The 15060-nt window shown below is 47.8% G+C and carries 15 protein-coding genes; 6 read left to right on the forward strand and 9 right to left on the reverse strand.

Annotated elements, in window-relative coordinates:
* Nucleotide 1 precedes the first annotated feature (1 nt).
* Genes QCB45_RS05570 through QCB45_RS05580 form a run of 3 tightly spaced genes read left to right on the forward strand, consistent with a single transcriptional unit; the run spans nucleotide 2 to nucleotide 1721 of the window.
* A complete protein-coding gene (locus QCB45_RS05570) occupies nucleotides 2–268 on the forward strand; it encodes a FeoC-like transcriptional regulator (RefSeq protein WP_279419856.1) in 267 nt (88 codons plus the stop codon).
* Nucleotides 269–312: 44 nt separating this feature from the next.
* Nucleotides 313–1254, forward strand: a complete 942-nt coding sequence (locus tag QCB45_RS05575; RefSeq protein ID WP_279419857.1) for a PilZ domain-containing protein — start codon at nucleotides 313–315, stop codon at nucleotides 1252–1254.
* 44 nt (nucleotides 1255–1298) lie between these two features.
* Nucleotides 1299–1721 carry a hypothetical protein gene (locus QCB45_RS05580; RefSeq protein ID WP_279419858.1) on the forward strand — a complete coding sequence of 141 codons (423 nt, stop codon included), beginning with the start codon at nucleotides 1299–1301 and terminating at the stop codon, nucleotides 1719–1721.
* A gap of 17 nt (nucleotides 1722–1738) precedes the next feature.
* On the opposite strand, the gene QCB45_RS05585 is transcribed toward QCB45_RS05580, so the two are convergent.
* Both QCB45_RS05585 and QCB45_RS05590 read right to left on the reverse strand, forming a co-directional pair.
* The gene (locus QCB45_RS05585; protein WP_279419859.1) at nucleotides 1739–2221 is read right to left on the reverse strand and encodes a HugZ family protein; all 483 of its coding nucleotides are present in this window, start codon (nucleotides 2219–2221) and stop codon (nucleotides 1739–1741) included.
* 11 nt (nucleotides 2222–2232) lie between these two features.
* Nucleotides 2233–2895: a dienelactone hydrolase family protein gene (locus QCB45_RS05590; protein WP_279419860.1), complete on the reverse strand. Its 663-nt coding sequence runs from the start codon at nucleotides 2893–2895 to the stop codon at nucleotides 2233–2235.
* A gap of 49 nt (nucleotides 2896–2944) precedes the next feature.
* Here QCB45_RS05590 and QCB45_RS05595 point away from each other — a divergent pair, with 49 nt between their 5' ends.
* Together QCB45_RS05595 and lysA are read left to right on the forward strand one after the other, a co-directional pair.
* On the forward strand, nucleotides 2945–3175 hold the full coding sequence (locus QCB45_RS05595; RefSeq protein ID WP_279419861.1) for a lipoprotein: 231 nt from the start codon (nucleotides 2945–2947) through the stop codon (nucleotides 3173–3175).
* Nucleotides 3172–4434 (forward strand): diaminopimelate decarboxylase, encoded by a 1263-nt coding sequence (gene lysA, locus QCB45_RS05600; RefSeq protein ID WP_279419862.1) that lies wholly within the window; start codon nucleotides 3172–3174, stop codon nucleotides 4432–4434. The genes QCB45_RS05595 and lysA overlap by 4 nt, the downstream gene beginning before the upstream one ends.
* Nucleotides 4435–4503: 69 nt before the next feature.
* Here lysA and QCB45_RS05605 read toward each other — a convergent pair whose 3' ends face one another.
* The 7 genes from QCB45_RS05605 to umuD form a co-directional block, all read right to left on the reverse strand.
* Nucleotides 4504–5685, reverse strand: coding sequence for a hypothetical protein (locus QCB45_RS05605; protein WP_279419863.1), 1182 nt, complete (start codon nucleotides 5683–5685; stop codon nucleotides 4504–4506).
* The gene (locus tag QCB45_RS05610; protein ID WP_279419864.1) at nucleotides 5675–6739 is read right to left on the reverse strand and encodes an HD domain-containing phosphohydrolase; all 1065 of its coding nucleotides are present in this window, start codon (nucleotides 6737–6739) and stop codon (nucleotides 5675–5677) included. Before QCB45_RS05610 ends, QCB45_RS05605 begins: the two co-directional genes overlap by 11 nt.
* Nucleotides 6740–6743: 4 nt before the next feature.
* Nucleotides 6744–9044 carry a PAS domain S-box protein gene (locus tag QCB45_RS05615; protein WP_279419865.1) on the reverse strand — a complete coding sequence of 767 codons (2301 nt, stop codon included), beginning with the start codon at nucleotides 9042–9044 and terminating at the stop codon, nucleotides 6744–6746.
* A gap of 32 nt (nucleotides 9045–9076) precedes the next feature.
* On the reverse strand, nucleotides 9077–10270 hold the full coding sequence (locus QCB45_RS05620) for a class I SAM-dependent rRNA methyltransferase (RefSeq protein ID WP_279419866.1): 1194 nt from the start codon (nucleotides 10268–10270) through the stop codon (nucleotides 9077–9079).
* 101 nt (nucleotides 10271–10371) lie between these two features.
* Nucleotides 10372–10761 carry a glycine cleavage system protein GcvH gene (gene gcvH, locus QCB45_RS05625; RefSeq protein WP_279419867.1) on the reverse strand — a complete coding sequence of 130 codons (390 nt, stop codon included), beginning with the start codon at nucleotides 10759–10761 and terminating at the stop codon, nucleotides 10372–10374.
* 94 nt (nucleotides 10762–10855) lie between these two features.
* A complete protein-coding gene (locus QCB45_RS05630) occupies nucleotides 10856–12694 on the reverse strand; it encodes a diguanylate cyclase (protein ID WP_279419868.1) in 1839 nt (612 codons plus the stop codon).
* A 169-nt stretch (nucleotides 12695–12863) separates the two neighbouring features.
* Nucleotides 12864–13298 (reverse strand): translesion error-prone DNA polymerase V autoproteolytic subunit, encoded by a 435-nt coding sequence (gene umuD / locus QCB45_RS05635; protein ID WP_347710073.1) that lies wholly within the window; start codon nucleotides 13296–13298, stop codon nucleotides 12864–12866.
* Between the two features lie 258 nt (nucleotides 13299–13556).
* Between umuD and QCB45_RS05640 the strand changes: the two genes are divergently transcribed.
* A complete protein-coding gene (locus QCB45_RS05640; RefSeq protein ID WP_279419870.1) occupies nucleotides 13557–14909 on the forward strand; it encodes a Y-family DNA polymerase in 1353 nt (450 codons plus the stop codon).
* The last annotated feature ends 151 nt before the right edge of the window (nucleotides 14910–15060 follow it).

Genomic DNA, 15060 nt, shown 5'->3' on the forward strand with positions numbered 1-15060 from the left:
TATGATTCTACTGGACATAAAACGCTATATTAAACAGCATCATGAAGTCAGTTTAGAAGACATTCAAAACCATTTCGATCTTACCGAAGACACGGTCAGAGGGATTATGACGCCCCTCATCAATCAAGGCCACATCCAGGTTTTGGACTCCGCCAGCTGCTCGACTGGAAAATGCTCCAGCGGCTGCTCCCAAGCAAATGGTAACGAACGTTACCTTTGGCGTGATAAATGCTTTACATCCCTATCAATTCCCGTACAAGTTATATAGAATTGGGAAGAATTCAAACGATTCAGGGACGTCGTTAAAGCAAAATGAATAGATGGTTCAGAAAAGGAAACTCCAGACGCTTTTACCGGATAGACATGCCGGTGCGTCACTATATTGTGCCGAGTTCTCCAATCGACGACCGACAAATCTATGCAACCGGCGCTGAATATTTTCCCACCAGCTTTCAAAACAAAGTCGACATTCAAAAATTCAGTGCGCAAAACTGGGTTAAGCGCATCCAGGAACATGCCGACATCCTCACGGAAATCTTTGATGAAATCTTTGAGTTCATCGACTTCTTCGGAAAATGCGCCCATTCCATCGCTGAAGGACGCAACCCTCGTATGAGCTCCGAATACTGGACTCGAGTGAAACGCCATCTGGAAGGCTTCCAGACAGCTCGAAAAATCGAACCCTCCTCACCGAAGACATTCCAATACATCAAGATGATTGAAGAGAAGTATCTGGCCTTTCTGAAAAGCATGGTCTGGAGCTTGGAGCATTCGACCGCAACCGACTTCGCCGTACAAGGCCATCTTCCGACCGGGTTTCAACTGGACGAAATGATCGGAAAGTTTCAGTCCCCAAAACTGGAAAAAATCCCGCTTGTGCAAGCGTTGCTGCACACGGCTGCTTACATGGATTCCTACTTGGAAGGATACCGAAACATTCACGAAGACAATTACCTAAAGCAATTTCCAAAGGAATGGAAGTCAACCATGGTCAACATCAGTGCCAGTGGCATGGCCGTGAATTTAGGCAAGCGCTTCCCTCTCTACTCAAATGTTGACGTTTACCTGTATTTTCCCATTGATGACAAAACGCTTCACTTTGACGGCAGCATTGTTGATGTTCGTACCGACGAGAAAAACTATAAAGAGCGAGTGGCAATTAATTTCGAATTCCCGGACGGCGAACTTCAAAATTACCTGCAAACCCAAATCCAGAAACAAGAAGTAAAAGAATGTATGGATATCGCCTTATGATTCGATTAACGATTGACGTTTCAATATTAAATTAAGGAAAGAGCATGCCAGGAAGCAGTCATGATGTTGATCCTACGTTTATGGACAGCCTAGCTTTGTCGTTGCGCGACCCGGCTCTCGATCTGATTCGCTTTTCGTCCCTGAAAGAGATGCTGACCATGCGTAAAAATGGGCCCAGCGCCTATTACAGCGAAAAATACAGCGCCTTAAATTCGGATCAATGGGAAACCGTATTAAATGCCGTGATCTTAACCAAAATCAGTTACTTTCAGATTTCGGAAGACTTCCCAAATACGTATATCGACAAGCTGATTGAAATTGCCACCTATGCATTTCACATGCACGGCTGCAATGAATTGGAACTCTACCAGGCCATGGTGCAGGAGCATCCGCTGTTTGCGAACTGGATCAAAAACTGTCTGGTCGTCAAACAGCAAAAAGCACGTAAAAACGCCGCCAAAGCGTAAACGCACCTAATGCCCGTCTAACGACCTTTTATCCCCTTCATATCCCGGCAAGGACAACCCTCAAAAGCGTGGGCCGAACCAAATCCCTGAATATAACGCCCTTGAGCGACTTTCAACTTGAAACAGTGGAAATCGGGCAAGCCTCTTAATACATCTACCACCTCACCAAAACGTTGCGAAAACAGATCCAATATCCGATCCCGTTCCGCATCATCCTGTCCGATATGAGAAACCTGAAGCTGCAAACTGATACGTTCACGGGCAAACATTTCCGGCGTTTCGCTTTCATCGGCCACCAAAAGACCACTGACCAGGCCTGTTGAATGCAACAGGTTCTGTGTATGAGCGGACAGTTCACTAACGAAAATAGCCAGTTCGCCTTCTTCAATTACCACAAACGGCGTCGCACTGGTCTCCAATACCCCCTCATCAGAAAGAGTGCCCAAAATCAGGCTTTTACGGCTCTCGAAAAATTTTCGACAGGCCTGTGACACGCTCATCGTCTTTACCCCTACAACTTAAGAACCTGTTTCAACCATGCCGCGATGTCAGCGATCTCATCAGCACAGACCTGATGTTGCATCGGATAAGTATGCCATTCGATCTGATAGCCCTTCTTCAACAACATCTGTCTGGAATGCTCCGCCACTTCAAGAGGGATCACAGGATCACTCAGGCCATGCACCATCATGATTGGAATCCCGCGGTGCATATAAAACTGTTCGTACATCGGACAATACGTAGACATAGCCAGCACGCCTGCAAGCTCCTGTTCGTAACTCAACGCCGCGTGCAGTGCAATCAATCCGCCTTGCGAGAACCCGGCCAAAAGAATCCGGTCGGCCGGAATCCCACAGGCGATTTGCTGTTTGATCAAGTCATACACCTGATAGCACGCAACACGAATTCCGGCCGCATCCACATCGCCCATGAAATCCAATGAACGAATGTCGTACCAGGCACGCATACTCATACCGCCATTAATCGTGACTTCCTGGTGTTTGGCGTGAGGGAAGACGAATCGAACACCATGGCTTTCAGGGAGCCCAAGCTCCGGCACTATGCCGACAAAATCGTTGCCGTCCGCTCCCAATCCATGAAGCCATATTACTGCTGAATCAGCCAACTGAGGCGGTTCTATTACAATTGGCAGGTCGTCTTGCGGTTCTTGCATTGCTCTTCTCATATTTCTGATAAAATAAGCCTCATTTTAACGGTTTAAATTGAGTAATACAGTAAAAATGCCTGCGTTCACCTGCCACCTAAAACATCGAGTATCAGCCAGAAAAGGCATTAAAACCTTATGCTTGGTTGGCAGCTTGTTGGCTATCGGCCTTGTGGTCGGTGGTTGCGGTAAAAAAGGTCCGCTTTACCTGCCGGATCCGGTCAAACAATCGCAGGACGACCAAGCTACTCAGACCCCTTCCAAGACTTCAGAACAGGAAACGCAATGACACAGCCTTTTCACTACAAGAACGACACCCTGTTTGTCGAAAACGTCAGTTTGCAAAAATTGGCCCAGGATTTCGGCACACCGCTTTATGTCTACTCCAGAACCGAGCTGGAAAACCGCTGGCTGGCGTTTGACCAAGCCTTCGGCAACCAACCGCACCTGGTCTGCTACGCGGTCAAAACCAACTCAAACATTGCTGTTCTGAACGTATTGGCCAAATTGGGTGCAGGCTTCGACATTGTTTCTCAAGGTGAGCTGGAACGCGTACTACGTGCAGGCGGTGAGCCGTCTAAAGTAGTGTTCTCGGGTGTGGCGAAACAGTCGTCGGAAATCGAACGCGCTCTGGAAGTCGGAATCCGCTGCTTCAACATCGAATCACACGCCGAACTGGACCGCATTCAAGCAGTGGCGGAACGCATGGATAAGATTGCAAATGTCTCCATTCGCGTGAATCCGGATGTGGATGCGAAAACCCATCCGTACATCTCCACCGGTCTGAAAGACAACAAATTCGGTGTCGACATCAACACGGCGCCTGAACTGTATGCCGATGCCTGTGCCTGTTCTCACGTTAACCCGATTGGAATCGACTGTCATATCGGTTCTCAGCTAACGGAAATCAGCCCGTTTGTGGATGCACTTGAGCGTGTTTTGGCATTGAAAGAACAATTGGCCGAAGTCGGTATCGACATTCACCACTTGGATTTGGGCGGCGGTCTCGGCATTCAATACACAGATGAAACACCTCCGCCGATTAGCGATTACATTCAGGCTCTGATTAATAAACTTAACGATGACAGTGTCGAGGTGATTATCGAACCTGGTCGCGCCATTGCCGGTAACGCCGGTGTCTTATTAACGGAAGTGGAATTTTTAAAGCCGACCGAGCATAAGAACTTCGCGATTATCGATGCAGCCATGAACGACCTGATTCGCCCGGCTCTTTACCAGGCCTATCAGGAAATCCTGCCGGTCTCTCCACGTGAAGACGGTATGGATGCCAAATGGGATATCGTTGGCCCCGTCTGTGAAACCGGTGACTTCCTTGGTAAGGATCGTCAGCTAAACCTTAAGGCAGGCGATTTACTGGCTGTTATGTCGTCTGGCGCTTACGGTTTCACCATGAGCTCCAACTACAACACGCGCCCGCGTGCGGCGGAAATCCTGGTTCAAAACGAACAGGCCTGGTTGATTCGCCCTCGTGAGACTTATGAAGAGCTAATGGGATCGGAAAGACTCGTCGGCGAAAGCCAAGAATAAACATCCCTTACGAAAGTCCCCTGTGTCATCGTTTTACCAGACACCGGGGATTTCTTTAATTGGAATACATTACAACTTCCCTGTTGCCTGCCAAAGATGCAAATCGGCTAATTGCTTGGACGTCGGCAAACAATTCTCTTCCCCTCTCACACGTATGATTTCGCTGTGCTCGAGCTGTGGATCGGAATCAATCAATGCCGCCCATAATTTATCCCCGTCCATCCAGGCGATCAATATCGTAGATGCTTTAGAAACATCTGACGGATAGTCAGTCATCCAGGCATGCTGCTGTTCGACACTCAACTGAATCCAATCCTTCAGGTTCGTCAATTTCTCAAAAGGCCGCGACGAAGCACGCAATCGCTCAATCAAGTCGCTTTCAACCTCTGCACCTTGAGGCTCCGCTCTGTCCACAGCCATCTTTAACCAGGCCTGATAGATTTCAGTCACTTCAACCAGATAACGGCTGTTTCCGATACGTGCTACTTCCTCTTCGGACAATTCGAGATTTTCGGCTAGACGGTAAGCGTCCTCCAACAGTGCCACCATGCTCTGACACTGCATCGGACGGCAAGGAAGCTGCGCCAAAGCCTGATGCAGACGACAACCGATCAGTTCGGGAAAACGGGCCGCCAAAGACAGGGCCATCGAATTGATTCGAGGTAGCGACTGCAAGGCTTGCAAACGCCGATCATCCATCAGACAAATTTCGACCTGTTCGGCAATCTCCTGATTGATCCAGCGTAAACGTAAATTACGCAAAAACTTGACCGTTTCTTCCTTGCCCGGCCAACCGACTTGAGCGGCCATTTCCACGCGTTTACCCGACAATAACGCCACGATTTCCGGCTCTTCCAAACCGGAAGAAACCAAACGCCAAGCCAATAAAGGCGCATGATCGAGCAGTTCAAGAATCTGAGGATATTTGCCGCAATAATGCAGTAAGGTCAATTGATGGCTTGGAAACAAGGCACAGCTGTCACAAACCCACTTGGGAATCTGTTTGCGCCAATAGGAGAGTTGGGAGAAATTCGACCATTCAAACACCAGCAGACCGGCTGGATAATCCGGTATGGGATCGGAATCGAGCATCATTCGATCCCAGCCAATCACTTCAATCACACCAAGTGACGGCATTTCCTTACGTCCGTCAATCCACAAGGTCTGTTCGACTTCATCCCAGTAACATTCTTTGGCTAAACGTTGTTGTACTTGTGCCAGAGGGGATGAAGGAAGCAGTTTACGCTTCAAAATAGGTTTCCCTGACTTTCAGTATTTCAGGCAACACCTGAACAAAACAGTCGACCAAGTCAGGATCGAAGTGCTTGCCCTTCTCTTTTTCAAGCAGATCGATGGCCTTTTCAACAGACCAAGCCGCCTTGTACGGACGCTCCGAGGTCAAGGCGTCAAATACGTCTGCAATTGCCACGATACGTCCCTCGATCGGGATATCCTTGCCCGATAACCCATTAGGGTAGCCTTTACCGTCATATTTTTCGTGATGGGTGAGCGCAATCTTATAGGCAACCTTCAACACTTCCGACTTGGAATCTTCAAGGATCTTAGCTCCAATCAGGACATGATTCTGCATAGCCTGAAACTCTTCCGAACTCAGTTTTCCCGGCTTCAGCAGAATGTTGTCGGAAACACCAATCTTACCGATATCGTGCATCGGAGAACCGAGTTCGATCAGACGTGCATGCTCTTCACTCAAACCACACTGCTTTGCAATCCAATATGAGAACAGGCTCACACGTTTGACGTGGTTACCCGTTTCATTATCCCGGTATTCACCGGCACGCCCCAAACGCTGAACGATTTCAAGATTGGCTTCATTCAACTCTTTGGTTCTTTCACGAACCTTCTGGTCAAGCTTCTGATTCTGTTCCATCAACCGCTTGCGTAGGAACCAATTTTCCAACTGCAACTCGACACGTTTAACCAACTCGTTTTGGTCAAACGGCTTCATCACATAATCGTTACCGCCGGAGTTCAAAGCTTTATTGCGGTTAGACTGATCGTTTTGCGCCGTCAGCATGATAACCGGCGGTTTATAACCGCCGCTAAACTTCTGGTTAATCAAAGACAGAACGCCAAAACCGTCTAAAACCGGCATATTGATGTCGAGCAGAATCAGGTCGACCGGCGTTTCGTTAAGTATGCCGGCAACATGTAAAGGATTAGAGCAAGTAATCACATTCGAATAATCCCGGCTCTCGAACACATCCTGAACCAGCTCCAGATTCACCTCTTGATCATCCACAACCAAGATCTTCGCTTGTCGTAATACTTCACTTGGGACCATTTTCTTAATCCAGGTTTTGCAATAATGACATGATCTGTTTCACGTCCATTGGTTTCGTTAAATAGCCATCAAAACCGATTTTCATTCCATGTTCGATTTCATGAGGCATTGCTTTCGCAGTTAGGGCATAAATCTTCGTACCTTTTTCGATCAAAGACGGCATTTTCTTCAAGATTTGAAGCCCTTCTTCTCCGCTCATCCCTGGCAGATCCAAATCCATAAAAATACATTCCGGCAACAGCTCGTCGGCTTTTTCAATACCGATTTCGGCCATCGGTGCAATCGTCAATTCAAAGCCATCCAACATCTCAAACACCTCGCTCATAAGCTGCATGTTCATAGGATTGTCTTCAATGTACAACACCTGCTTGTTATTCGGAACGGGTACAATCTTTTCCTTACTTGTCGGCTCTTCTTTTAAACCTTGTGAAAAGATCTGCTTTTGAAGCTCAGCTAAATCGAATTGAGTGTCATCCACAATTGGTAACTCAAACCAGAATACGGATCCCTCACCCTCAACACTATTGAACCCGATACCGCCGCCCATAAGGTGCACAATCTTTTCGGTGATACTCAAACCGATTCCGGTCCCTTCAATGGCCTTGCTTTCATGCCCCAAGCGATTAAACGGTTCAAACACTTTACCCTGTTTTTCGGCTGGAATACCGATTCCCGTATCGGCGACACTTACTTTGAACATCGGCCGGGAGCCGTTTAACGTTTCCTCACAATGAATCTGTACCTCGCCTTCAGGACGATTGTATTTGATCGCATTGGACAGGAAGTTCAACAGCACCTGCTTGACCCGTGTCGAATCCCCCAACACTTTTATCTGACAATTCGTGTGAGGCAGATAAGTCACTTTGATGCCACTGCGTTCCGCCATCGGCTGGATCGTCGACAACGAACTCTGAATAACGGATTTCATATTGATCGCATCAAGATTCATTGCCAGAGAACCGGTCTCGATTTTGGACAATTCCAACACCTGATTTATCAGTTCAAGCAGATGCTGACCGGATTGGCGGATATTCTGTAACTGACGGGCCTGTTTACCAGACAACTCCGAATTTTCCAATAATTCGGAGAACCCCAGAATGGAATTAAGCGGCGTTCTCAACTCGTGACTCATACTGGATAGGAACTCCGATTTGGCCCGGTTCGCCGATTCCGCTTCCTGCTTGGCTTTTTCAAGCTCACTCAACTTCTCTTTCAGAGCTTCTTCGACTTCCTTCAATTCGGTAATATCAATTGCGGAAACCAGAATCCCTTTGACCTTTCCGTCTTCATCGAAAATCGGGAACTTATCGCTTCTGACCCACATTTTCTTATTCAACGTTTCAAATGGCTCGACGATTCCTGTCTTAGGCTTCTGGCTTTGAATAACCTCCAGGTCCGCTTGGTAATAAGCCTCGGCCTCATTCGGCCATAGCTCTTCAGTACTTTTTCCATCCATCTCAGAGGATGGCAGGCCAAACCATTTGGCGGCAGTCGGATTGGTTTTGATAATGTTATTCTGGGTATCCTTATAAAGGATCATCGCGCCGACGGAATCCAGCAACAGCTTCCACTCCAGCTCATTGGCCTCCGACTGTAGCTGGGCTTTTTTCAGGTCGGTTACATCCGTACGGATGGAGATATAGTGCTCAACCTCACTTACATGATTCATAATCGGTTGAATCGTCGATTCCACCCAATAAAGATCTCCACGCTTGTTCCGGTTACAAATGGTTCCATGCCAAGCCTGTCCGCCAGCAATAGTACGCCAGACCTCCCTAAAAAAACCTTTCACATGAACACCGGAATTCAGAATCGCATGATCCTCTCCAATCAATTCTTCCAGTGAATAGCCGGAAATTTCAACGAACTTGGAATTGGCCGACAGGATTGTTCCATTCTTATCCGTTTTCGATACAATCGCGTGGTTGTTAACCGCAAACATATCCCCCCAGACATTGGTGAGAAAAACGCTTGAATATTGGTCAAGCAACCCATCATCTTCCGTCAGTTGGTGAATCGCTTTTTGTAACACCGGTTTGATTTGATTCAAAGCGATGGTTTCGTCGAACGTACCATCTCTGATGATTGGATAACACTCTTGGAAAACGGCCATCGGTTCCGCGAAATGCTGCTGGGTCTGTTCGGGAAGTGCTTCGAACAGTTCTGTCACCATCTTAAGCTGTATACCCAGAGCATGGACTAATCGAGAATCAAGAGAGGTGAAACATGCCAACTTATCGCATAAGATGCTGATGGCATAAATCTCATTTGCAATGAAGTTTGCTACCTGAACCCCTGACTTCATACTCGTCCTTTAACCTCTACCAATGACCCTACTTACCAGCTTTGCGAAACCTTGAAGAAGAACGATTTCAGATACTCGGTTTCCGGAATCGCAGGATGTACCGGATGATCCGGCCCCTGATGTCCTTGATCAAACAGCTGAACTTGGCGGTCAATGTGTCTCGCCGCCGACTGGACCTGTGCCAACAAAAGGTCTCTGCTCATGTGGTGCGAACACGAAGCAGACACCAATACCCCGTCGATCTCCAACAGACGCATAGCGATTTCATTAATTCGACGATACCCTTCCGAGCCCTGCTTCAAATCTTTCTTACGCTTCACAAATGCAGGAGGATCAACGATCACCACATCAAATTTATCCGCTTCCAAACGCAAAGCGTTGAGTACGTCAAAGGCATTGCCTTGAATCAGAGTCATCTTCTCTGACACACCGTTAAGGGCGGCATTGCGTTCGACGCCATCCAGCGCAGCTTCCGAAGCATCGATACAAGTAACCGATTCAGCACCGGCCACGGCCGCTTCAATTCCCCAACCACCGAGATAACTGAATACATCCAGAACACGCTTACCTTTGACCAGATCCTGAAGACGTTTACGGGCCATACGGTGATCATAGAACCAGCCGGTTTTTTGTCCGCCTTCCACCGGAATGGCAAATTTGGCACCGTTCTCTTCAATCGTAATCTCTTCCGGTAAGCTACCTAAGGCAACCTCTTCATAGAGAGCCAACCCTTCCAACTCCCGGCTCTTGGTGTCATTACGGAGTACAACCGCCTGGGGATGGTACAAGTTCTCCAAAACTTGAATGATGTCATCTTTAACCGCTTCCATTCCAGCTGTTGTGATTTGGGCCACGAAAACGTCGCCAAAACGGTCAACCACCAACCCCGGCAAACCATCACTTTCACCGAAAACCAGACGGTAATAAGGCTGATCGAAGTTCAATTCACGCAAGGCCTGTGCAGCCTGAATCCGACGCTTCAGGAACTTGGCGTTCAACTCCACTTTCGAATTACGGCTAAGCAGACGGCCGCAGATCAGCGTGTTGGGATTCACGTACCCCATTCCCAGCGGTTTGCCGTTTGCCGCCTCAATAATCACTTGCTGACCCGCCTCGAAATCTTTCAATGGCGTGATTGTATTATCGACTTCGTTACTGAATATCCACAGATGCCCCTGCTTGATCCGGCGCTCTTCATTTTTTTTCAAACGTAAACTGGCTAACATATTTTTACGCAACTTCACTTATTTATTGTAAGGGTATTAAATACACAAAATGCACCGCTTGGGTGCATTTTGCTATATACAAATTTGATGTTTAGCCGTACTCAGACGCTATCGATCAACGCTTGGTACTCACTGTCGGACATTAGATCTTCCAACTCTGAATCATCATGCGGTGCAATCTTGAACAACCATCCACCATCATAAGGCTCGTCGTTGATCAACTCCGGCTCGTCTTCCAACGCCTCATTGATTTCAACGATTTCCCCGCTGATTGGCGCATAGATTTCAGAAGCGGTCTTAACCGATTCCAATGACATCACATCCTCTTCCGCCGATACATCCGTACCCAACTCAGGAAAAGTCACACTCATCAACTCGCCCAGAGAATCCTGTGCGAAGTCTGTAATGCCGACGACCGCATTGCCATCTTCATCGATGTATACCCACTCGTGCGTCTGGGCATATTTCAGGTGACTTGGTAAAACACTCATTCTTTCTCTCCAAAACAACAGTTCTATCGAAGAATAATAACATTAATATCGTTTCTACGACCTCAAAAACAGCCGTTTTTTACGATAAAAACCGTCAATTTCCTTGGGCAACCACTTCAACTCTGTCGCGCCCATTCTGCTTGGCTTTATATAAAGCCTTATCGACACGTTTCAAGAGCGTGTTATCGGTATCCCATTTCGTCAATTCGGCAACTCCCAAACTCACCGTTATTTGCGTTGGCACATCTATCGCCGTCAAGGAGTTTATGGCCTCCTTGAGCCGCTGTGCAATCTGATACGCTTCATGCTCATCGGTTTCCGGCAGAATGATCAAAAACTCCTCGCCCCCATAACGGCACAGCACATCCGTATTACGCAGTAACTGTTGCGTGGCCTTGGTCACTTCAACCAGAACCTTGTCCCCGACATCGTGACCATAGGTATCGTTAACCTTCTTGAAGTGGTCGATGTCGTACATGATGATCGAAACCGGCGTGTGATAACGACGCGAACGTTGAATCTCTTTCTCCAAAGCCTGATTACAGGCTAAACGGTTACCGGCTCCGGTCAATTCATCGGTCACCGTTAGAGTTTTCAGCTCCTTTTCATATTCCTCTATCTGAGTGACATCCTGCATCAGAACGTTATACAGCTTCTCTTTCAGCCCCCGCATTGGTTTAACCTTAATCAAAAAGATGTGCGGAACGCCATCACGAACGATCTTAACCCTATGACTTTCTTTGGGATGGTTCAGAACATAATCCAGCCAGTACTGACCGTTCACTTGTTTCGTTAAAAACCCCTCTTCCTCTTCAAAGGCGTCACTGATGCAATCGTACTGCTCCAATACACTCTCAACACTGTCGTATTCCTTAAAAAACTCCAGAAAGTGGCGGTTTACATCCACACCTCTCGATCCGTTAGCGATATAAATGATATCCGAGACCGAATCGATGATCTGACGGTAGTAACGTTTCTCACGATCCGACTGATGCTTACTCATATAGAGCATAAACAGCAACAACAGCAATAGAATGATGCTTAAACTGATTACAAGATACTTCTGCAACACCCAGGTGGTTTGAGTGAAATCGATCTGCCCGATATCGGTAAACGTTAACCAATAGGCCAAATTTTCATGATATTCATTTTGAACCGGAACACGGGTAATCAGATAAGGCTCTGAAACAACATAACCTTGGGCGTTCACCAGATTTGCCGCACCTAAATGCTGGACCAGTGCCAATAAATCGGATTTCGCACCATCATTCGTCACATAGTAATCGTCGACGAACTGCCCGGTAATGGCTTTGGTCAGCTGCTTCCGGTAACGCTTGTCCGTCAATAAGATGGAATCGATACCGTTTTGCTCACGCAACCGATCGACTAACGGTGTAAATTGTGTAATAACCTCAATCAGTCCCAGGAAATGATTCTTATCATTCACCACCGGCACAATCGATTTAAAAGTGAGCGAAAACCGGCCAACACTGATTGTCTGTGTCATTTTCGGCGCCTGTAATAATGTGCCGACCTCCGGACGAATATCCGTCAAGTCGTCACCGACTTTTCCGGTCCAGCTCCGGTAAATGCTATGCCCCTCAACATTGATCAACTGCACCCACAGGTTTTTGAAGCCGTCGTGTGTATTGATATGGGTGACCAAATTGCTCAACTTGCTCCGTAGTTCCTCATTCGGACGAACCAACAGATCTTCAATAAATGGATTTTCCGCCAGGCTCATCGCTAGCGTTTTCGACGAATGTTGCTGATTCTCGATCAGACCATGGACTTTATCAGCCGTCTGTTGCTGATATTCTTGAAACACTTGGCGCTTCAGTTTCTGCTCTGCATAACCGTAAATAAATGTCGCAATCACCACGGCAATGGCAACCAACACAACCAACAATACGGAATACCGATACTTCCTCACCAAATCCGCCATTTTATTTATGGATATTGTCTAGTATTCTGCTCTCGACTACGCCAATATTCAAGCACTTAAAGGCCTTACTTCCTAAAAATTTCTTGGGCGCCATCAAAATAAAAAATATCATTCGGCGCTTATGATTTTTCATTCGACAACCGGAAAGCCCTACCGTTCAAAATTGTGAAATCGTTGCCGTCACCACACCCCATATCACCATGTCCGCCTCTTCTCTTACCGGAATCGGCGGATAGTTATCGTTCTCCGGCACCAACCAGGTGCCGGTGGATTTGACCGACAATCGTTTCACTGTAAGTTCGCCGTCCAACGCCGCGATCACAATCTTTCCGTCTGTTGGTTCGATGCTGCGGTCCACCACCAGAATATCACCATCCTGAATACCTGCCTTTTGCATGGAATCACCTTCAACTACCAGTAAAAAAGTCGCCTCTTTGTTCCGCACCAACTTCTCGTTCAGGTCTAACGTGGTTTCGATGTAATCGTCCGCCGGACTGGGGAAACCGGCGACCACCTTATGACTGAATAACGGCAGAGACACATAACTGTCGTTCGCCGGCTGATGCACCGCAAACCCGGAATTTTCCAACAGGCCTGCCCAGTTTTGTTTGCTTCGTTTCTGCCGTTCCAACCAATTCTGAATGGGTTCGACCTTAGATTCCGGCACTCGAATCACCTTAGTCGGCTCACCAAATTTTCCACTGCCTTTTTTGCGTCCGGCACCGATTCGGGCTCCGCCATGTTTTTTTTCATCGTCACGCATAAATGCCCCTTTTGAATACCGTTACAATATTCATATAATAATTCATTTTCACCCACTTTCAAATAACGGATTGACGGAGACAATACCATGCCGACCTTTGCCCTAATCGATGGCAACTCCTTTTACGCCTCCTGCCAGATCGCTTTCGAACCGGCTTTGCAAAACCGTCCGGTGGTGGTACTGTCTAACAACGACGGCTGTATTGTCGCCGCCAATCAGCATGCCAAAGAACTTGACCGGCAACTTGTCCGCCAACTGGGTTCCGGCGGTTACCATGCCGCGCGGCCGGACAGCATGATGTTCCAACCCTATTTCAAAGTCGCCAAACTGCTGAAACAGCACAACACTGCGGTATTCAGCTCCAACTATGAACTCTATGCCGACATGAGCCAACGCATGCATCGCATCATCGGCCAGTTCTCACCGCACCAGGAAATCTATTCAATCGACGAAAGCTTTTTGGAACTCAGTGACCTGCCAATCGAAAACCTCACGGCCTATGCCCAACTGATTAGAAAACGCGTCCGCCAGTGGATTGGTATCCCCGTAGCCGTCGGCATAGGCCCGAGTAAAACGCTTGCGAAACTCGCCAACCATCTGGCAAAAAAACAAGCAAACCTCGATGGCGTACTGGATTTCGGCTCGCTTTCCGAAAGAACGCAAGCCGCTTTGCTGAAACAGGTTGAAGTCGGAAAAATATGGGGCGTCGGCAAAAAACTGAGTCAACAACTTCAGGCCAAACAGATTGACAGCGCTTACGATTTACAACAGGCCTGTCCAAAATCGATCCGCAAACAGTTCTCCGTCCAAGTCGAGCGTATCGTCCAAGAACTTAATGGACAGGCCTGTTTCCACCTCAACGAAACTCATCCGAACAAGCAACAGATTATTTCCTCACGCTCGTTTGGCGAACTGGTGACCCAGTACGACTTCATGAAACAGGCGGTCGCCAGCTATGCCGCCACCGCCGCCCGTAAATTACGCCAGCAAAACGGCGTCTGTCGAAAGGTCACCGTCGCCATCACCACACCGCGCTACCAAACCGACCGACCGCAATACCGAAACGTGTACCAGATTCCGATGATTTATCCGACCGATAACAGCGTCCTGATCACCAAGGTTGCGATCCGCGCCCTAAAACACATCTGGAAACCGGGATATGCTTACCAAAAAGCGACCGTCTCGCTATCGGAACTTTCCGACAAAGGTGCATTGCAAACCGACCTGTTCGCGCCAAACCCACGTTACTCCGGCAACGATAAATCCGACCGAATGATGCAGGTTATGGACCAGCTCAATCTCAAGATGGGAAAAGGCACCCTAAGTCTTGCCAACTGCGGCCTGCAACAACAAGCCCACTGGAAAATGAACCGCAACCTGATGTCGCCGCGGTACACGACCCGCTGGCAAGAGCTGCTTAGAGTCAAAGCGATTCACTAACGCTTTTGAAATGAACCTTGCCCGGTTCGACAGCCGATCCATTGCGAATTCCAATAACAGACAAGGCGACACAGGACTCTCATAGCGTCCCGACTTCTTGTATAATTTCATGACAATACGTCGGCCTATGCCGGCTTAAGCAGACAAACCG

It is taken from the genome of Thiomicrorhabdus sp. ZW0627 (genome assembly GCF_029767005.1).
Lineage (GTDB): Bacteria > Pseudomonadota > Gammaproteobacteria > Thiomicrospirales > Thiomicrospiraceae > Thiomicrorhabdus.